This is a genomic window from Vreelandella titanicae (assembly GCF_014697095.1).
Classification (GTDB): domain Bacteria; phylum Pseudomonadota; class Gammaproteobacteria; order Pseudomonadales; family Halomonadaceae; genus Vreelandella; species Vreelandella titanicae.
Genome location: NZ_CP059082.1, coordinates 821,308 through 840,060, shown reverse-complemented (window position 1 = coordinate 840,060; position 18,753 = coordinate 821,308). Strand labels below are relative to the sequence as shown.

18 protein-coding genes and 2 rRNA genes are annotated in these 18,753 nt (G+C 51.1%); 13 read left to right on the top strand and 7 right to left on the bottom strand.

Going from position 1 to position 18,753, the window contains the following annotated elements; translation table 11 throughout:
* The first annotated feature begins 142 nt into the window (after nucleotides 1–142).
* Nucleotides 143–3,040, top strand: a 23S ribosomal RNA gene (locus HZS52_RS03995).
* 155 nt (nucleotides 3,041–3,195) lie between these two features.
* A 5S ribosomal RNA gene (gene rrf / locus HZS52_RS03990) occupies nucleotides 3,196–3,311 on the top strand.
* Between the two features lie 59 nt (nucleotides 3,312–3,370).
* Here the strand turns inward: rrf and HZS52_RS03985 are convergent.
* From HZS52_RS03985 to flgA, 4 genes are all read right to left on the bottom strand, one after another.
* A complete protein-coding gene (locus HZS52_RS03985) occupies nucleotides 3,371–4,111 on the bottom strand; it encodes an SDR family NAD(P)-dependent oxidoreductase (protein ID WP_190374184.1) in 741 nt (246 codons plus the stop codon).
* Nucleotides 4,112–4,184: 73 nt separating this feature from the next.
* Complete coding sequence (locus HZS52_RS03980) at nucleotides 4,185–4,634, bottom strand: flagella synthesis protein FlgN (RefSeq protein ID WP_190374183.1); 450 nt, start codon at nucleotides 4,632–4,634, stop codon at nucleotides 4,185–4,187.
* Nucleotides 4,635–4,647: 13 nt separating this feature from the next.
* The gene (gene flgM, locus HZS52_RS03975; RefSeq protein ID WP_190374182.1) at nucleotides 4,648–4,914 is read right to left on the bottom strand and encodes a flagellar biosynthesis anti-sigma factor FlgM; all 267 of its coding nucleotides are present in this window, start codon (nucleotides 4,912–4,914) and stop codon (nucleotides 4,648–4,650) included.
* A 96-nt stretch (nucleotides 4,915–5,010) separates the two neighbouring features.
* Nucleotides 5,011–5,727, bottom strand: coding sequence for a flagellar basal body P-ring formation chaperone FlgA (gene flgA, locus HZS52_RS03970; protein WP_190374181.1), 717 nt, complete (start codon nucleotides 5,725–5,727; stop codon nucleotides 5,011–5,013).
* 205 nt (nucleotides 5,728–5,932) lie between these two features.
* Between flgA and flgB the strand changes: the two genes are divergently transcribed.
* The 11 genes from flgB to flgL all read left to right on the top strand — a co-directional run bounded on the left by flgB (nucleotide 5,933) and on the right by flgL (nucleotide 16,747).
* Nucleotides 5,933–6,367, top strand: a complete 435-nt coding sequence (flgB, locus tag HZS52_RS03965) for a flagellar basal body rod protein FlgB (protein WP_027958738.1) — start codon at nucleotides 5,933–5,935, stop codon at nucleotides 6,365–6,367.
* Between the two features lie 32 nt (nucleotides 6,368–6,399).
* On the top strand, nucleotides 6,400–6,810 hold the full coding sequence (gene flgC / locus HZS52_RS03960) for a flagellar basal body rod protein FlgC (RefSeq protein WP_159175884.1): 411 nt from the start codon (nucleotides 6,400–6,402) through the stop codon (nucleotides 6,808–6,810).
* Nucleotides 6,811–6,813: 3 nt separating this feature from the next.
* On the top strand, nucleotides 6,814–7,509 hold the full coding sequence (locus HZS52_RS03955; protein WP_190374180.1) for a flagellar hook assembly protein FlgD: 696 nt from the start codon (nucleotides 6,814–6,816) through the stop codon (nucleotides 7,507–7,509).
* Nucleotides 7,510–7,574: 65 nt separating this feature from the next.
* Nucleotides 7,575–8,813: a flagellar hook protein FlgE gene (gene flgE / locus HZS52_RS03950; RefSeq protein WP_190374179.1), complete on the top strand. Its 1,239-nt coding sequence runs from the start codon at nucleotides 7,575–7,577 to the stop codon at nucleotides 8,811–8,813.
* A 31-nt stretch (nucleotides 8,814–8,844) separates the two neighbouring features.
* Nucleotides 8,845–9,603: a flagellar basal-body rod protein FlgF gene (flgF, locus tag HZS52_RS03945; RefSeq protein ID WP_190374178.1), complete on the top strand. Its 759-nt coding sequence runs from the start codon at nucleotides 8,845–8,847 to the stop codon at nucleotides 9,601–9,603.
* A gap of 50 nt (nucleotides 9,604–9,653) precedes the next feature.
* Nucleotides 9,654–10,436: a flagellar basal-body rod protein FlgG gene (flgG, locus tag HZS52_RS03940; protein ID WP_159175888.1), complete on the top strand. Its 783-nt coding sequence runs from the start codon at nucleotides 9,654–9,656 to the stop codon at nucleotides 10,434–10,436.
* 37 nt (nucleotides 10,437–10,473) lie between these two features.
* Nucleotides 10,474–11,163 (top strand): flagellar basal body L-ring protein FlgH, encoded by a 690-nt coding sequence (locus HZS52_RS03935; protein ID WP_159175889.1) that lies wholly within the window; start codon nucleotides 10,474–10,476, stop codon nucleotides 11,161–11,163.
* Nucleotides 11,164–11,331: 168 nt separating this feature from the next.
* Nucleotides 11,332–12,399, top strand: a complete 1,068-nt coding sequence (locus tag HZS52_RS03930) for a flagellar basal body P-ring protein FlgI (RefSeq protein WP_263365988.1) — start codon at nucleotides 11,332–11,334, stop codon at nucleotides 12,397–12,399.
* Nucleotides 12,399–13,430, top strand: a complete 1,032-nt coding sequence (gene flgJ / locus HZS52_RS03925; RefSeq protein ID WP_190374177.1) for a flagellar assembly peptidoglycan hydrolase FlgJ — start codon at nucleotides 12,399–12,401, stop codon at nucleotides 13,428–13,430. The genes HZS52_RS03930 and flgJ overlap by 1 nt, the downstream gene beginning before the upstream one ends.
* Nucleotides 13,431–13,503: 73 nt before the next feature.
* Entirely contained in the window at nucleotides 13,504–15,447 is a 1,944-nt protein-coding gene (gene flgK / locus HZS52_RS03920; RefSeq protein WP_190374176.1) for a flagellar hook-associated protein FlgK, read from the top strand.
* A gap of 16 nt (nucleotides 15,448–15,463) precedes the next feature.
* Nucleotides 15,464–16,747 (top strand): flagellar hook-associated protein FlgL, encoded by a 1,284-nt coding sequence (gene flgL, locus HZS52_RS03915; protein ID WP_190374175.1) that lies wholly within the window; start codon nucleotides 15,464–15,466, stop codon nucleotides 16,745–16,747.
* A gap of 97 nt (nucleotides 16,748–16,844) precedes the next feature.
* Here flgL and fliR read toward each other — a convergent pair whose 3' ends face one another.
* The 3 genes from fliR to fliP are packed head-to-tail and all read right to left on the bottom strand — an operon-like array spanning nucleotide 16,845 to nucleotide 18,690.
* Nucleotides 16,845–17,636 (bottom strand): flagellar biosynthetic protein FliR, encoded by a 792-nt coding sequence (fliR, locus tag HZS52_RS03910; protein ID WP_190374174.1) that lies wholly within the window; start codon nucleotides 17,634–17,636, stop codon nucleotides 16,845–16,847.
* A 4-nt stretch (nucleotides 17,637–17,640) separates the two neighbouring features.
* Entirely contained in the window at nucleotides 17,641–17,910 is a 270-nt protein-coding gene (fliQ, locus tag HZS52_RS03905; protein WP_027958744.1) for a flagellar biosynthesis protein FliQ, read from the bottom strand.
* Nucleotides 17,911–17,955: 45 nt separating this feature from the next.
* A complete protein-coding gene (gene fliP, locus HZS52_RS03900) occupies nucleotides 17,956–18,690 on the bottom strand; it encodes a flagellar type III secretion system pore protein FliP (protein ID WP_051052194.1) in 735 nt (244 codons plus the stop codon).
* Between the last annotated feature and the right edge of the window lie 63 nt (nucleotides 18,691–18,753).

The window sequence follows — 18,753 nt, the reverse complement described above, 5'->3', positions numbered from 1 at the left end:
CATTGAACAGCTGCTCTTTAACAATGTATATCATGCTGACAAGAACGCTTCGTAAGAAGTGGTCTTAAATTGTGATACGCGTCAGCGTATCCGGCAAAATGAAACGTGATCATTGCGACATCCAGACTCCTTCGGGTTATAGGGTCAAGCAATGAAGCGCACACGGTGGATGCCTAGGCAGCCAGAGGCGATGAAAGACGTGGTAGCCTGCGATAAGGCTCGGTGAGGTGGCAACAACCTGTGACCCGGGCATTTCTGAATGGGGAAACCCACTCATCACAAGATGAGTATCGTGCACTGAATACATAGGTGTACGAGGCGAACCAGGGGAACTGAAACATCTAAGTACCCTGAGGAAAAGAAATCAACCGAGATTCCCCTAGTAGCGGCGAGCGAACGGGGACCAGCCCTTAAGCATGAGACTGATTAGGCGAACACGCTGGGAAGCGTGGCCGTAGCGGGTGATAGCCCCGTAGTCGAAAATCTGATCATGTGAAATCGAGTAGGTCGGGGCACGAGAAACCTTGACTGAAGACGGGGGGACCATCCTCCAAGGCTAAATACTCCTGGCTGACCGATAGTGAACCAGTACCGTGAGGGAAAGGCGAAAAGAACCCCGGAGAGGGGAGTGAAATAGATCCTGAAACCGTGTGCGTACAAGCAGTAGGAGCAGACTTGTTCTGTGACTGCGTACCTTTTGTATAATGGGTCAGCGACTTATATTCAGTGGCGAGGTTAACCGTATAGGGGAGCCGTAGGGAAACCGAGTCTTAACTGGGCGACACAGTCGCTGGATATAGACCCGAAACCGAGCGATCTATCCATGAGCAGGGTGAAGATTGAGTAACATCAATTGGAGGCCCGAACCAGGATCTGTTGAAAAAGATTTGGATGACTTGTGGATCGGAGTGAAAGGCTAATCAAGCTCGGAGATAGCTGGTTCTCCTCGAAAGCTATTTAGGTAGCGCCTCACGTAGTACCGCCGGGGGTAGAGCACTGTTTCGGCTAGGGGGTCATCCCGACTTACCAACCCGAGGCAAACTCCGAATACCGGTGAGTAGAGCGTGGGAGACACACGGCGGGTGCTAACGTCCGTCGTGAAAAGGGAAACAACCCAGACCGTCAGCTAAGGTCCCGAAATCCTGGTTAAGTGGGAAACGATGTGGGAAGGCTCAGACAGCTAGGAGGTTGGCTTAGAAGCAGCCATCCTTTAAAGAAAGCGTAATAGCTCACTAGTCGAGTCGGCCTGCGCGGAAGATGTAACGGGGCTAAACCAGGTACCGAAGCTACGGGTGAGTTTCTATTTCGATAGGAATTCGCGGTAGAGGAGCGTCGTGTAAGCCAATGAAGGTGAATTGAGAAGTTCGCTGGAGGTATCACGAGTGCGAATGCTGACATGAGTAACGATAAAGGGAGTGAAAAACTCCCTCGCCGGAAGACCAAGGGTTTCTGTTCGACGCTAATCGGAGCAGAGTGAGTCGGCCCCTAAGGCGAGGCCGAAAGGCGTAGTCGATGGGAAACGGGTCAATATTCCCGTACCGGACATGGTTGCGATGGGGGGACGAAGAAGGCTAGGTGAGCCAGGCGTTGGTAGTCCTGGTGAAAGTGAGTAGGCCGAGACCTTAGGTAAATCCGGGGTCTTAAAGCCGAGACACGAGACGAACTGACCACGGTCAGGAAGTCACTGATGCCACGCTTCCAGGAAAAGCCTCTAAGCTTCAGATCATGTGCGACCGTACCCCAAACCGACACAGGTGGTCAGGGTGAGAATCCCAAGGCGCTTGAGAGAACTCGGGTGAAGGAACTAGGCAAAATGGTGCCGTAACTTCGGGAGAAGGCACGCCGGCGTAGGGTGAAGAGACTTGCTCTCCTAGCCCGAACCGGTCGAAGATACCAGGTGGCTGCAACTGTTTATTAAAAACACAGCACTCTGCTAACGCGCAAGCGGACGTATAGGGTGTGACGCCTGCCCGGTGCCGGAAGGTTAAATGATGGTGTTAGCCGCAAGGCGAAGCTCTTGATTGAAGCCCCGGTAAACGGCGGCCGTAACTATAACGGTCCTAAGGTAGCGAAATTCCTTGTCGGGTAAGTTCCGACCTGCACGAATGGCGTAATGATGGCCACGCTGTCTCCACCCGAGACTCAGTGAAATTGAAATCGCCGTGAAGATGCGGTGTACCCGCGGCTAGACGGAAAGACCCCGTGAACCTTTACTATAGCTTCACACTGGACGCTGATGTTGCCTGTGTAGGATAGCTGGGAGGCTTAGAACTCTGGACGCCAGTTCGGAGGGAGCCAACCTTGAAATACCAGCCTGGCATCATTGGCGTTCTCACTCAGGTCCGTTATCCGGATCGAGGACAGTGTGTGGTGGGTAGTTTGACTGGGGCGGTCTCCTCCTAAAGAGTAACGGAGGAGCACGAAGGTACCCTCAGCACGGTCGGACATCGTGCAATGAGTGCAAGAGCATAAGGGTGCTTGACTGCGAGACAGACACGTCGAGCAGGTGCGAAAGCAGGTTCTAGTGATCCGGTGGTTCTGTATGGAAGGGCCATCGCTCAACGGATAAAAGGTACTCCGGGGATAACAGGCTGATACCGCCCAAGAGTTCACATCGACGGCGGTGTTTGGCACCTCGATGTCGGCTCATCACATCCTGGGGCTGAAGTCGGTCCCAAGGGTATGGCTGTTCGCCATTTAAAGTGGTACGCGAGCTGGGTTTAGAACGTCGTGAGACAGTTCGGTCCCTATCTGCCGTGGGCGTTGGATGTTTGAGAAGGGCTGCTCCTAGTACGAGAGGACCGGAGTGGACGACCCTCTGGTGTTCCGGTTGTCACGCCAGTGGCATTGCCGGGTAGCTATGGTCGGACGGGATAACCGCTGAAAGCATCTAAGCGGGAAGCCCCCTTCAAGATGAGACATCCCTGAGGCCTAGAGCCTCCTGAAGGGCCCAGCGAGACCAGCTGGTTGATAGGCACGGTGTGGAAGCGCTGCAAGGCGTTGAGCTAACGTGTACTAATGGCCCGTGAGGCTTGACCCTATAACACCCAAGGGGTCTGGTCGCGATGATGACGTCAATGAAAACCGGATACGCAGCGTGTGGCCCAAGCGACATAACGCCAGGGCGACAGGCGATGAGACGCACACAATTAGCAAGCAACGCTAGAGTCAGCATGATGTACATTAACAGTTACGCCTGACGACCATAGCACGCGTGAACCACCTGATCCCTTGCCGAACTCAGAAGTGAAACCGCTTAGCGCCGATGGTAGTGTGGGGTCTCCCCATGCGAGAGTAGGTCATCGTCAGGCACTTATTATGAAAAATCCCCCAGGGCTGATGCCTTGGGGGATTTTTTTTGCGTAACACCTCACCAGTCGATAGATTTGCCATCCCAGGCCCAGAAGGTTCCACTATCTTCGGGCGTTCGCTGAGCGATGACTGCCAGCAGCTTCTCTGCTACAAATGCGGGTGCAAATAGCTTTTCGCTAGGTACTCGGTTTTGAAAAGGTTTAGAGAGGGCTGTGTCGGTGGTGCCAGGATGAAGACAAAGCACTAGCGATTGCTTATTCAGTCGCTTGAGCTCAATGGATGCTGTCTTAAGCAGCATGTTATGCGCTGCTTTGCTGGCACGATAGCTGTACCAGCCTCCTAACTGATTATCTTCGATTGAGCCAACGCGAGCCGAAAGGCTGGCAATCACTGCAGGGTGTGACCCTTTGAAAGAGTCTTTCAGTGCCGCTAGCAATAAAATTGGCACATAGGCATTGATGTTCATTGTTTGTGCAAGGCTTTCGACACTAAGCTGGTCGAGGCACTTCTCGGGCAAGAGTCGTTGCGCGTCATCATGAAGGGTGCCGATGGCATTGAAAAAGAAGTGGATTGGCTGCGAGGCTAGTTCTGTTTTAAGCGCCTGCCGGCCCTGCTCTTGAGAAACATCGAGCATTAGGTGTGTAAGATGGGGGTTGTCAATTCGTGGTGGCTGCCGGCTTACCGCAATAACATGGCCGACCTGAGAGGAAGAGAGTAGCTGATTAATAATAGCAGCACCTATTCCCCCCGAGGCGCCTACAACCACCGCTGTATAATGATGAGGCAATAAATTGAACATGATCGTCTTTTGATTTGCCGCTGAGAGTGGGTTTTCATTGAAACGTCATGCTGATGGCTTGTCGAGGGAGGTATCAGGCGGAAGCGTTGATTCTGCCGGGTTGGGCGCTGTTGCGTCCATCAGGCTTATAGAGTGTTTTTTCAGCGATTTGACGAATATAATCAAGCATTGCCTGATTATGCTTCATTCGTACGGACAACATCTGGCCCGTTAGGTCATTCATACGCGCGGCTCGCTCGCTTTTTTCAAGCAAGCTTTCCCAAGCTGCCAGGCAGCCGGCATCATGAGCTGCCGCTCTGGCGCCGTTTGCGCCTTCGGCATAACCAAGACGTTTTTGCACATTGCGCCGCACAGTCTCAATGCGCTCGAGTTCGGCCAATAAAGACTGTTTGTCTAGTGCAACTTGCGATAATGCATCACCGTCAATATCACCTTGCGTCAATAAATTTTGCTCGCTGGACAACAACGAAATTAACGCCTCAAGGCGCTGTTGCTGGTCGGTAAGCAAGGATGCAAGGCTCATTTACAGCGTCCCCTTATAGATCTTTAAGATTGGCAATTAAGCCCTCGGCGATACGGTCGGCGCGCATTTCAAGGCGACCTTCACGTATAGCATCGCGAATTTCTTCAACTTTAGCAGTGTCGACGTCCTGAGATTCATCGATACTTGATTGGCTCAGTTGAGTCGATTCGCGAGCTGCGGCGCCCGGTGCGACGGGTGATACGCTATCAGCCTTTTGCGTTTCATCACGCTGCTGGGCCTGGCTTGAGCGTAATAGCGAATTAATGTTATCAATTTTCACGTTGTCTGCCTCATCGTCAACGTCGATGCGCTTGGCGCTTAGTGTAGCTTGTATAACAGTATATCGGCAGCATTGGGCCTAACTTTAGGCTGCGAATTAAAAATCCACTACCAAAAGACCACGCTCGGCGACACGAGCGGTCATGATTTCTCGTGGGCCAAAACGAACTCTAATTTGCTCACCAAGAGCACCATCTTCCAATGCTTCGCCTTCGCGTGAAACTCGGAAGGCAGAACCTTGAGCTATGACAGTAACGCGCTGTCCGCGTTCAACTAAATGAGGCGCTTGTAAGTAATGCGCTAAAAAGACACTACCACTACGAATAGGACGCTGAGCTATTTTACCCACGATATCCTCTTCAGCTGTCAAAGCCTGAGCTGAGAGATCGCCGAGATTGCCCCCGCGTTCGCTAAGCATGCTTGATGTAATCAGTGTACCTCGCTCAATATCCCTGGCTGCCACCACATAATCACCAATGACATCAATCTGCGCCTGCAAATAGCGAACTTGCCGGCCATCTTCACCGCAACGCACCCCAACGGAAACGCGGCCCAAGGGTGCTTGATTGGCGTTGGCCAAAAAAGGTTCTGGCTGAACGCACTCTGGCAAATGCGGAGAGGGTGGTCGTAGGTCAATGACCACTTCCTCGCCTAATGCCTGTGTCTCTTCGTACAAAAATTGATGCACTTGTTGGAGAAGATTGTCGTCATCAGCTTGAATCCTGGTGAAGGCAGTAACGCTTAGGATTGCCCAGAAGAAGGCTAATTGCCAAAAACGAAGCGTGCTTGGCTTAGTAAAGCGCAGTCGGAGCATGGGGGAGGCCGCTTACTTGGGAGCTGAAGAAGAAGGAACGTAACGAGGAGAATCCATCGTTCAGTGTAGCGAAAAGGTAGTAGCCGTATCACGCGAAATGCTGGTGGAAACGCCAGCTGTTCCATGCTTTAGGCTGACAGCTCCAGACGTATTCTTCACCATCAACAAAATCCATTTTATTTTTTGCCTCAACGCGAGGGTCGGCATGATTGATCAACTGGAATCTGCCTTTAATTTTCATCAGCAAGCAGTAGGGTTACGTCAAGCGCGTCACGAGGTGTTAGCGGCTAATATCGCCAATGCCGATACGCCTAACTATAAGGCGCGTGACATTGACTTTGCTAGTGAGCTGAAAAAAGCAGTCGAAGGTACTCAGAGTGCATCTAGCCATACCGGAGGCGGTCTGACTTTAGCGCGCACTTCTGGTAGCCATATTGCTGGAGAAGGCCCTGCATGGCGTGGAGCGGGCAACCCCGATTTGCTTTACCGCATTCCCGACCAGCCCAGTTTGGATGGAAATACGGTCGATATGGATCGTGAGCGCACGCAGTTTGCAGATAACGCTGTTCGTTATCAAGTCGGCCTCACGATGCTCAACAGCCGTATTCAGGGGCTGAAGAATGCCATGCAGCCCGAATGATTCTGTCTAAATTAGTGAGGAGTTAATCCACGATGTCGATGTTCTCTGCGTTTGATATTGCCGGGTCGGCAATGAGTGCCCAATCCCAGCGCATGAATGTTACTGCTAGCAATATGGCCAATGCCGACAGCGTTGCCGGGCCCGATGGTGAAACCTATCGAGCCAAGCAGGTGATGTTTGAGACCCAGTCACAAGGTAACCGCTATGGCGTTGGCGGTGTGCGCGTCACCGAGGTAGTGGAAGATGACTCACCTCTGCGGATGGAGTACATGCCCAACCACCCGGCGGCAGATGAAGAGGGTTATGTGGCAAAGCCCAACGTTGAGCCAGTGCATGAGATGGTCAATATGATTTCTGCCTCGCGTTCCTATCAAGCCAACATTGAAGTATTTAATACCAGCAAGCAGATGTTGATGCAGACGCTGTCGCTAGGTGAGGGGTAACCGATGAGTAGTACTATTGATTCTAGCTTAGTAGACAAAATAAATGGCGGTGGTGCCAATGGCCTCTCTGCCCGCCAGTCTGATGAGCTGCGTGAAAGCTTTATGACGTTGCTAATTACACAGCTGGAGAATCAGGATCCGCTCAATCCGATGGAAAATGCGGAGATGACCTCCCAGTTAGCGCAAATTAACACGGTGAGCGGCATTGAAGAGCTGAATAGCACGCTAGAAGGCATTACCAGCCAAATGGATGCCAATCAGGCTCTGCAGGCGAGCGGCCTAATTGGTAAAGGCGTTATGGTGTCCGGCAAGGATGTTTTAGTAGAGAAGGATGGCGACGGGAATTCTTACACCACGCCCTTTGGCATAGAGCTAGCCGAGCCGGCGGCGAATGTTAAAGCGACGATTGTGGGAGAGGGGGGGCAGGTCATTAGAGTTCTTGACCTCAAAGCGCTAGATGCAGGCGTTCAATCTTTCCAGTGGGACGGTCTCAATGAGCAGAAAGAGGCGGCTGCCAGTGGTCGATATTCGGTTCAGTTAGAGGCGACCGACGCTGAAGGTGAAAAAATCGAATCCACAGCTCTGCAGTACGCCGTAGTCAACAGTGTTACGCCTAATGACGGTAGTGGCAGTGTTCGGCTTGATTTGGGCGCTATTTACGGTCAAATCAATCTAAATGACGTTAAACAAATTCTTTAACTGCTGGCTAAACACAGTCATAAACCACAGCATTTGATTAAACACAGCTTTATTAGGGGAGCATCATGAGTTTTTCACAAGCACTCAGTGGTCTAAGCGCACAGCAACAAAAATTAGGTGCGGTGGGTAATAATATTGCCAACTCGCAGACGGTTGGTTTTAAAAGTTCTGGCGTCCAGTTCGCTGATGTATATGCTGAGTCGCGTATTGGACTTGGTGTTCGTACCTCTACGGTGCTGCAGAATTTTAGCCAAGGTAATGTGGAATCCACTAATCGCAATATGGATCTAGCCATTGCGGGCGAAGGCTTCTTCCGCTTTCAGCAGTCCAACGGTGAAGTGGGTTATTCCCGCAATGGCCAACTGACCATGACTGCTGATGGACGTCTAGTGAATGCCCAAGGTGCTCAGATCATGGGTTATGCAGCCAACGCCGACGGTGTTGTTCAGGCGGGTGGTGATGTAAACCCATTAACGGTTGAGGCTGGCGACCTACCTGCAAGCGCTACCACTGAGCTAAATGTATCGCTGAATTTAGACTCGGGTGAGGGTGAATTGGTTGCTCCTACCGAAGCGGAAATTTTGGCAGGCTTAGATTCGGATGATTACTCCTATTCAACCAATGCCACAATTTATGACTCTCAAGGTAATGCGCGTAATCTGACCTACTATTTTACTAAAACTGATGCAGCAACTAACCAGTGGGATGTCAGTCTTAGAATGTCAGGTGGGCCTGAGGGCGCTGGAACCTACGCTGTTGCAGGGCTTACGACGCTTGATTTTGATGCCAGCGGTAGGCTTGAAGGTGGTGAGCAAGCTACATTTACGTTTACAGCAGATGAGTTCGATGGAACTCAGCTTGAGAATCTTGAAGTTGCCGTGGATTTCACTGGCTCATCACAATCTGCCAATAACTCTACAGTTAATAATATTGAACAAGATGGCTACACGGCGGGTTCTCTTGTAGGCGTTACTATCGAAGATGATGGTACCGTCATGCGTAATTATTCTAACGAAGAGTCGCGTGCTGCGGGTCAAATAGCATTGGTTAGCTTCCGTAATCCTGAAGGCTTAAAGCCTGATGGTGATAACCTGTGGACGGCTACCGGCGCTTCGGGCCAAGAGCTGGTGGGCGCACCCGGTACCGGTCAGCGCGGCTTAATTGAGCCAAGTGCAGTTGAAACATCCAATGTCGATATGGCTCGTGAGCTAGTCGATATGATCGTTGCGCAGCGCGCTTATCAGGCTAACTCACAAACGATCAGTACCCAGGACGAGCTCCTGCAGACCATCATTAACCTTTAATGATCGGTCACTAAGTTAAGGAGTAAGTACCGTGGATCGAATGCTCTATACCGCCATGAGTGGTGCTAAGCACACCATGGATCAGCAGTCGGTGGTGAGTAACAACCTGTCGAATGTGAGCACTACCGGTTTTCGTGGGCAGCTACAGGCTGCCCGAGCGGTGCCCGTTCAGGGTGAAGCTCTGCTTGCCACGCGTACCTCAGCGGTGACCACCACGCCTGGCAGTGATTTTTCCCAGGGCCCGGTCGAGTATACCGGGCGCACGCTTGATGTCGCTATGCAGGACGATGCATGGATGGCCGTGCAAGCGAATGACGGTACTGAAACCTATACACGGCGTGGCGACCTGCAGATAGACAGTGACGGTGTGCTGCTCAGCGTTGGGCGACCGGTAATGGGCGAAGGTGGCCCCATTGCTATCCCGCAAGGGGCGCAAGTATCGATTGGTGCCGACGGGACGATTAGCGCCATTCCCGAAGGTGTAGGGCCGGAAGCGCTGGTCGAGATAGGCCGAATTAAGCTGGTGACGCCTGAAGAGGGGGCGTTAACGCGTGGTGAGGACGGGCTCTTCCGTGCGCCTCCTAATGAAGAAGGTGAGCCAGGGGCCTTGCCTGCCGATGAAAATGCCAAGTTGGTGAGTGGTGCACTGGAAGGCAGTAATGTCAGCGCTGTCGATGCTATGGTCTCAATGATCGATGTGGCACGCCGCTATGATATGCAGATGAAAGTGCTGAGCACCGCTGACGAAAACGCTCAGCGCGCCAACGGGATTCTATCCATTCAAGGTTGATGTTGGCCACTCAGTGCTGATGTGAGTCAGTCGGTCAAGGGAGCATAATTATGATTAAGTCCTTATGGACAGCTAAAACGGGTTTGGAGTCTCAGCAAACCAAGTTAGACGTGATTTCGAACAACCTAGCTAACGTAAGCACCAATGGTTTCAAACGCTCACGTCCGGTGTTTGAAGATCTGCTATACCAAAATATGCGTCAACCCGGCGCTCAAAATAATATCCAAGATCGGTTGCCGTCCGGCATGCAGGTGGGCACCGGCGTACGTGCCGTGGCCACTGAGCGTTTGCATACCCAAGGTGGGCTAGAGCAGACTGAAAATTCGCGCGACCTCGCGATCAATGGCGAAGGTTTCTTTCAGGTGTTGATGTCAGATGGTACGACTGCCTATACACGTGACGGCAGTTTTCAGCTTAATGAGAATGGCCAAATGGTCACTGCCAATGGCTACCCTGTTGAGCCTGCCATTTTCTTACCGGCCAATGCGTTGTCGGTAAATGTTGGTGAAGATGGCACGGTGAGCGTACGCCAGCCAGGCGTTACAGTTGATAATGAGGTGGGGCAAATCAGCGTCAGTACCTTTATTAATCCAGCCGGTCTACAAAGTATTGGTGGCAACCTCTATCTAGAGACGGGAGCCTCAGGCGCACCCAATGAGAATATACCGGGTATGAATGGTGCGGGGCGGCTGTTCCAAGGCTATGTGGAAACGTCTAACGTCAATGTCGTTGAAGAGATGGTCAATATGATTCAGACCCAGCGAGCCTATGAAATTAATAGCAAAGCGGTGTCCACTAGCGATGAAATGTTGGCACGCTTAAGCCAGTTATAACGGTTGTTACTCACCGGGCTTACTTATAGGTTGCGTTATGCTGGAGTTGCACCACATGTCACGTCGTATTGCGCTAGCAGGACTGGTGCTTTTTTTATTGGTTGTAGCCGGCTGCGCTCAAGTTCCAAGAGCTTCAGTGGTGGGTGAGCAAGAGCAGATCAGCATTGTTGATCGCCCGCCACCCATCCCCAATGGCTCTATTTACCAGGCTAGGCAAGGTTATCAGCCACTTTTTGAAGATCGTCGGCCGCGCGCTATGGGCGACATCTTGACCATTGTGTTGGATGAGGAGGTCAGTGCGAGCAAAAATTCGCAATCCAATGCAGGGCGTAGCGGTAGCGCTAGCCTGGAGTTAACACAGTTGCCTGATGTCCTTGATACGCTTGCAGAATATGGCTTTGATATTTCAGGTGAAAACGACTTTACCGGTAGTGGTGGGTCGCAGGCCAATAACTCCTTTACCGGTACTATCACGGTTTCGGTGTTAGAAGTAATGAATAACGGCAATTTACGTGTGCGTGGCGAGAAGCAAATTGCCATCAATCAAGGTACTGAGTTTATTCGTTTTTCCGGCGTGGTTAACCCACGTACGATTACCGCTCAAAACACCGTTCCTTCCACTCAGGTAGCGGATGCGCGGATTGAGTACGTCGGTGACGGCTATATTAATGAAGCGCAGCACATGGGTTGGCTACAACGTTTCTTCTTAAACGTCTCGCCGTTCTAGCTCTATGGGGAGCCATCAATGACAGAGCTACGCCAGGCAGGCCCTTCAATGGCAGGTCGACCAATGAACGCGGGACAGCGGGTTATCGTGATGCGGTTAAGAAATGTGTGGATTAATTGTCGGCAAGCCATCAACGCCGGGCTTATTCAACTGACCACCTTAGCGCTAATGTGCGCGCTGGCTATGCCTGTTCAGGCGGAAAGCGTTCGTGAACTGGCGAGCTTTGCCGGCGTTCGAGATAACCAACTGGTCGGCTATGGCTTGGTCGTCGGCCTCGACAGTACCGGCGACCAAACGACCCAGGCGCCCTTTACCAGCCAAAGCCTGACTAATATGTTGTCCCAGCTTGGGGTGACCGTGCCTGCAGGCACAAACTTGCAACTGCGCAACGTAGCTGCGGTGATGGTGACCGCTGATCTCCCGCCGTTCTCAATGCCGGGCCAGCGTCTAGATATAGTCGTTTCGTCGATAGCCAACGCACGTAGCTTGCGCGGCGGCACGCTGTTGATGACACCTTTAAAGGGGGCCGATGGTGATACCTATGCTATTGCCCAGGGCAACATGCTCGTGGGCGGCGCTGGCGCCCAAGCGGGTGGCAGTAGTGTGCAAATCAATCAGCAGGCATCGGGGCGTATTCCCAATGGCGCACTGGTTGAGAAGGAAGTGCCGCTTAACCTAGGTGGCAATGGTGGCATGCTTGAATTACAGCTTAACGACTCTGATTTTGGCACCGTTCAGCGCATGGTAACGGCGATCAATAACGAGTTTGGCCAGTCGGTGGCATATGCACGTAATGGCCGAGTAATCGCCCTGGACGGTCCTGCTGATGATAATGCGCGGGTCAACTTTATGGCGCGCATTGAAAACGTTCAGGTCACACCAACGGAGGCTCCGGCACGCGTTGTGCTGAACTCACGTACCGGTTCGGTAGTGATGAACAGTGCCGTCACACTGCGGGAAGCAGCCGTAGCTCACGGCAGTCTGTCGATCATGATTGATACTCAGTTTGGCGTTAGCCAGCCGAATCCGTTTGGCGAGGGTGAGACAGTTGTGGTGCCCGACGCAGATATTGATATTGAGCAGCAAGAGGCTTATCTGCAAATCGTAGAGGGTGCCCAGCTCAACGAAGTGGTCAATGCATTGAATGCGTTAGGCGCTACCCCTCAAGACTTGATGTCGATTCTGGAGGCGTTAAAAGCATCGGGATCGCTACGTGCAGAACTGGAGGTCATTTAATGAGCGCGAGTGATATGACCAGCCAGTTTGCCCTGGACATGAACGGTTTTCAGCGGCTCCAACACACTGCACGCGTCGACCCTGAGGCTGGCGTGGGTGGCGCAGCCCAGCAGTTTGAAGCGCTATTTATTCAGATGATGATGAAGAGTATGCGCGACGCGACACCCAGTTCAGGACTAATGAACAGTAGTGCGACGGATACCTATCAATCAATGCTGGATCAACAGTGGTCACAGGTGATGGCTTCGCGTGGAATGGGCCTTGCGGATGTGCTTGTTGAGCAACTGGAGCGCCAAGGAGCCATCTCTAAAGCGCGGCCAGATGCGGATCAAGAGTTACAAGCACTGATAGCAGGCATCCCCCGTGGCACCCCGCGTGTGCTTGACGGTTCATTCGCGGCTAATCCTGACACGATTGAAACCCAGCGTGAGCAGGGCAGCGGTCGATTCTTAGCCGAGCTAGAGGCCATTCGCCAAGGCGTCGAGAAGGGGAATGCGGTAGATGAGTCTGCGTTAAACCCGCGAGCGCAAACGACGGCTTCTGCTCACGTAGATCAATTTATTCAAACGTTAGCGGCACCCGCCCAAGCGGCCAGTGAGTCCACCGGCGTTCCTGCTGAACTCATTTTGGCCCAGGCGGCGCTAGAAACAGGCTGGGGACGGCACGAAATCGCGACTCGCAATGGCAACAATAGTCATAACCTGTTTGGTATCAAAGCCGGTAGTCATTGGCAGGGTGAAACCACCGATATTGTGACTCATGAATATATTAATGGTCGGCGAACGCAGGTGGTTGACACCTTCCGTGTTTATGACTCGTTTGAACATGCTTTTACTGATTATGCCAGCCTAATCGGCAATAACCCTCGCTATGCTGGGGTTGTTCAAGCACCCACCGCTGAGCAGGCCGCGCGTGAGCTGCAGGCCGGCGGGTATGCGACTGATCCGCTCTACGCTGAAAAGTTAGTCGCAGTGATGAATACCATGGGGCCGCTTAACGCTGAGGGAAATTTCCTGGCTGACGCTCGCTAGCCCTTTCCTCAAGTTTTTCTGTGCAGCGCCGATAATTGCATTAGTGATAGGTATCGGCCTAAGGAATTGAACCATGAGCATGTTTTCGATCGGCTTAAGCGGCCTCAATGCCGCGCAGAATGCCCTGAATACAAGCAGTAATAATATTAGTAATGTCTATACGCCTGGCTATAACCGAGAGTTGGCCCAGTTGGGTGAGGGGCGTGTAGGTGGCGGGGTTCGTGTCAATGATATCGAGCGCCAGTTCAATACGTACGTAGCTGATCAGTTAAATAGTGCAAAAACTCAGTCAAGTGCCTTAAACACTTACTATAGTCAGGTAACGCAAATCGATAACCTGCTGGCTGATCGCGCGGCAGGCTTAGCCCCTCTGATGCAGAATTTTTTCTCATCGCTAGAAGACCTGGCGGCCTCACCCTCTGACCCAGCGGCTCGCCAGGGCGTGCTTGGCCAAGCTAATACGCTGAGTTCACAGTTCCGCTCCTTTGATGGCTACCTGCAAGATATGCAGGGTAATATTAATGGCCAGATCAAAGATGAAATTACCCAGATTAATAACACCACCGAGCAGATCGCTGGTTTAAATAAAGAGATTGCTTTGGCTCGCGCTCGGAGTGGGGAGGCACCCAATAGCCTGCTCAACCAGCGCGATCAATTGGTATCAGAGCTTAATGAGCGTATGGATTTGCGCCTTAATATTCAGGATGGCAAAACCTACAATATTAGCCTGCCCAATGGTCAGCCGCTGGTGACAGGAACCAATTCGTTCCAACTAGAAGCAGTTCAAGCGGATTATGACCCTCAGCGCACGGTGGTGGGGTATCGGGATGGTGGTGGTAACGTCGTTCAGTTAGATGAGTCGACGATAACAGGCGGGGCATTGGGGGGCTTGATGTCCTTCCGTTCAGAAACCTTAGATAAGACGCAGAACCAAATTGGTCAACTGGCTGTGTCGTTGGCGACTGCTTTCAATGAACAGCATAAGCAAGGTGTAGATCTTAACGGTGACCAGGGCGAAGACTTCTTTGCAGTGCGCGCCCCGCAAACGTATGCCGATAAGAATAATAGCTTACCCGCCGTCAATATCACTAGCGCTGAATTTAACCCCGATCAAGTTGATGCCCTGAGGGCAACTGACTATACCGTCAGCTTTGAGGCTGGTGAGCCCGTGGTTACCCGTAAAGACAATGGGCAGGTTGTAGATTTTGATCAAGACGCCTGGGATGACGATGGCGAATTAAATTTTGGTGGTGTCAGCATTGAGTTCAGCGGTGTGCCGCAAGATGGTGATCGCTTTGAAATTCAGCCGGTACGGCGCGCCGCCAATGGTATGGATACTAATATCGCTGACGTAGACAAGATTGCTGCAGGTGACGCAGGTTTTATTAATGTAGGAAATAACACGGGTAACTCGTTTGAACGTGAGGGTGATTTAAACGTTAGCGATTTGGGTATATCTTCAGACGCTTTTGCGGATAACAGAAAATATCAATTTGAGGTAGATTCGGACGGTAGCCTGACGCTGACTCCGGCAGTGAATATAATGGTTAACGGTACCAATGTTGATGCATCAGACTTATCTGACGTTGAGTTGGAAGCGGGCGATGAGATTGAAGTTGATGGTATCAGCTTTACGGTTGACGCCCTTCCTGATGCAGGTGAAACATCATCATTAACCGTTAGCCAGACTATTTTTGCCAGTGGCGATAACCGTAATGCTTTAGCGCTGCAAAACCTGCAGTCCCAATCTATTGTCGGTGCTAGCGCAACGGTCACCGGTGCATATGCATCCATAGTCAGTGATGTTGGTAACCGAACCAACATTACAGAAGTTAATTTGGATGCTCGTCAAGGCCTTACCGATCAATTGCGTGCCGTACAGCAATCAGAGTCTGGAGTTAATCTAGACGAAGAAGCTGCTAACTTGATCCGTTACCAACAGTACTATCAGGCCAATGCGCGTGTGATTGACACCGCAGGTACGCTGATGGACACCATCTTGAACCTGCGCGGTTAATTCGGGAGCTTAAGTGATGCGTATTAGTACCGTAACCATGTTTGAGCAAAGCACGGCGTCCATGAACCGCCAACAAAGTGACCTGATGAGGGTCAGTCAGCAGATTGCCAGCGGCCGACGTGTGGTTAACCCGTCCGACGACCCACAGGCCGCCTCGCGGGCGATTGGCGTTGATCAGGCAAAGGCAGTTACTGAACAATTTTCAGATTCTCGTGTATCTGCCCGTAATTCCCTGTCGCAGACTGAAAGCATTATCAATAGCGTTAGTGATGCAATAACAAGTGCCAAAGGATTGTTGATTCAGGCGTCTAGCGACACGCTAACTAGCGAAAACCGCGAGTCCATCGCCAGCGAGCTTAAAGGCGTTTATGAGACACTGATAGGCCAAGCGAATTCTACCGATGGTAACGGTCGTTATTTGTTTGGTGGTTATAAAGATAATACTCCACCCTTTGTGAAGTCTGCTGACGGTAGTGTGGAATATAGAGGCGATACGAATACACGCGAACAGCGTGTAGATTCTACGCGCTTGATACCGGTAGCTGATAATGGCGTGACTATCTTCCAAAGTGTACCCAGCGGTGCTGGATATGTAGCAGAAGCAAAGAAAGAAGATGGCACTCTGAATCAAGGTAATGTGACATTTCGCGGGCCCCAAACTCTTGACGTCAATGACGCTGATTACGGTAGTGATTACCGTGTCAGTTTTGATGGAACTGCTGCTGATCCAACATATCAGGTTCAACGATTTGACAATGAAACGGATACTTGGGTGGACAACGACACGGATGGGGCAGCATTAAGCTCTGGCAACTGGACAGATGATATTAGCGAAGAGGGTTCTCTCTCATTAGAGTTCGGTGGCTTATCGATTAGCCTTGAAGGTACTCCTGCGCCTAATGATGAAATACTGGTTGCTAAATCAGGGGGGGATGTTCGTGGCGCCGACCTGTTTCGCACTATGGAAGAAGCCATTCGCGTATTAGAAAACCCTGCTGATAATGCCACCAAAAAAGCCGATCAGCGCAATACTTTGAATACTGCTATGCGCGATCTGGACAACAGTTTGGATAATGTTCTGACTGCGCGCGCTTCCGCAGGGGCCCGTTTAAATGAGCTTGATGTTATCGATTCGGTAAGCAGTAATCGAATGCTGAACTACGAACAAACGCTATCGGATTTAGTCGATTTGGATTATACCGAAGCAATTTCTGAGTATAGCTTGCGCCAAGTAGGTATGCAGGCAGCACAAAAAGCGTTTGTAGATATTAAAGGCTTATCGCTGTTTAACTATATGTAGTAGTTCAATTATATACGACATTTTATCACTTACGTGTTGTAGAGTTCTGCTTATTCCCTTGTTTTTATGGCTAAAACGTCATGAAAACAGGGGACTTTTAGTTTAAGGGCGCCATCGTTTCGATTAACGTCTGCATAAACCCTAGGCCTTGCGTAAACAACCGCTGTAGAAAGCGGTTAATGTCGGTCATGAGCACCATCATTAATATTAGCCCCACGATAAGAGAGGTAGGAAAGCCGATATTGAAGACGGTGAGCTGGGGGGCAGAACGGTTCAGTATGCCCAGTGCCAGGTTGATGGTCAGCAGGGAGCCCACCAGCGGTAGCGCCAATAACATTCCTGACGCAAAAATCGTGCCCGCATAACGAGATAACAAAATAAACGCATCTGGGTTGAATGTCCCAATGCCAATGGGCAACGTTTGGAAGCTCATAATCAAGGTTTCAAGCACCATCAGATGACCATTCATGGCCAAAAACATGAGCAGAGTGATCATGTAGAGAATGCGCGAGAGCACCATAATATTGGTACCACTCGAGGCATCAAAAAAGCTCGCAAACGCCAAGCCCATTTGCAGACCAATAAAATCCCCTGCCGCTTGAACAACCGCAAACATGATATGCATGACGAGCCCCATCGCCAAGCCGATCAGAATCTGTTCTATCATAATCCCCATGCCTGCCCAGGACATTACAGCTATATCCGGCATGGCTGGTAAAATCGGCGCGATGACAATGGCAATTAGGGCGGCCAGGCCCACTTTGGCTTGGTTGGGAACGCTGGAGTGGCCCCATAGAGGCGACGCTGCCATGAAAGCTGTAATGCGCGCAAACGGCCATAAAAAAGCCACTAGCCACCCTTGCAGCTGTGCGAAAGTGACTTCCACCATAGCGCTACATCACCATGCTGGGGATATTAGTAAATAGGCGGTGAGTAAAATCGGTAATTAAGCCAATCAGCCATGGGCCTGCTAATACCAGCACCGCGAACACAGCCAGAATTTTAGGAATAAAGGTTAGTGTCATTTCATTTATCTGAGTCGCGGCTTGGAACAAGCTGATGATAAGGCCGGTGAATAGCGCCGCCAAAAGCATGGGGCCAGCAAGCAGAAGCGTTACTCGCATTCCTTGATAAGCAATGCTCATCACCATCTCGGGTGTCATAGCTGGGTTCCTGTGGGCTGTATAAACAATGTGCGGTATAAAGCGTTATATCATGTAAAAGCTTTCTGCCATTGAGCCAATAATAAGCTGCCAACCATCCACTAAAATGAACAGCATCAGTTTAAAAGGTAATGAGATAGTGATGGGCGGAACCATCATCATCCCCAATGCCATCAATGTGCTGGCCACCACGAGGTCAATGATCAAAAACGGAATGAAAATGGTAAAGCCGATTTGAAAGGCCGTTTTTAGTTCACTGGTGACAAAGGCGGGCAGCAAGACACGCATTGGCAGTTCTTCCGGGCCTTGCATGGGGCCCACATCGGCTAGGCGAACAAACAGTGCCAGATCCGGCTCTCGGGTTTGAGCGAGCATAAATTCCCGAAATGGATCCTGAGCCAGCAGTAAAAACTCTTCAAAATTTATCGTCTCATTAGTCAGCGGCACCCAGGCGTTGTCATATACCTGGGCCAATACGGGTGACATGATAAAAAAAGTTAAAAACAGCGCTATCCCTAACAGCACTTGGTTGGGCGGCGTTGCCTGGGTGCCCATCGCTGTCCGCAATAGGCTAAGCACAATGATGATACGAGTGAAGCTCGTCATCATCAGCAGCATGGAGGGCAAAAACGCTAGAGAACTTAGGAAAAGCAGGGTTTGCAGCGACAATGACCACTGCTGGCCCCCGTCATCAAGCGGCTGAGAAATAATGCCGGGAATCTGTTGTGCATGCACAGGGCTGGCTATAAAACACGCGACAGCAAACACAAGCCACATCATGAACGGTTTAGCCGTTTTGCTATTCAAAACATGGCTCTTCAAAAAAAGGTTCTTCAAAACACA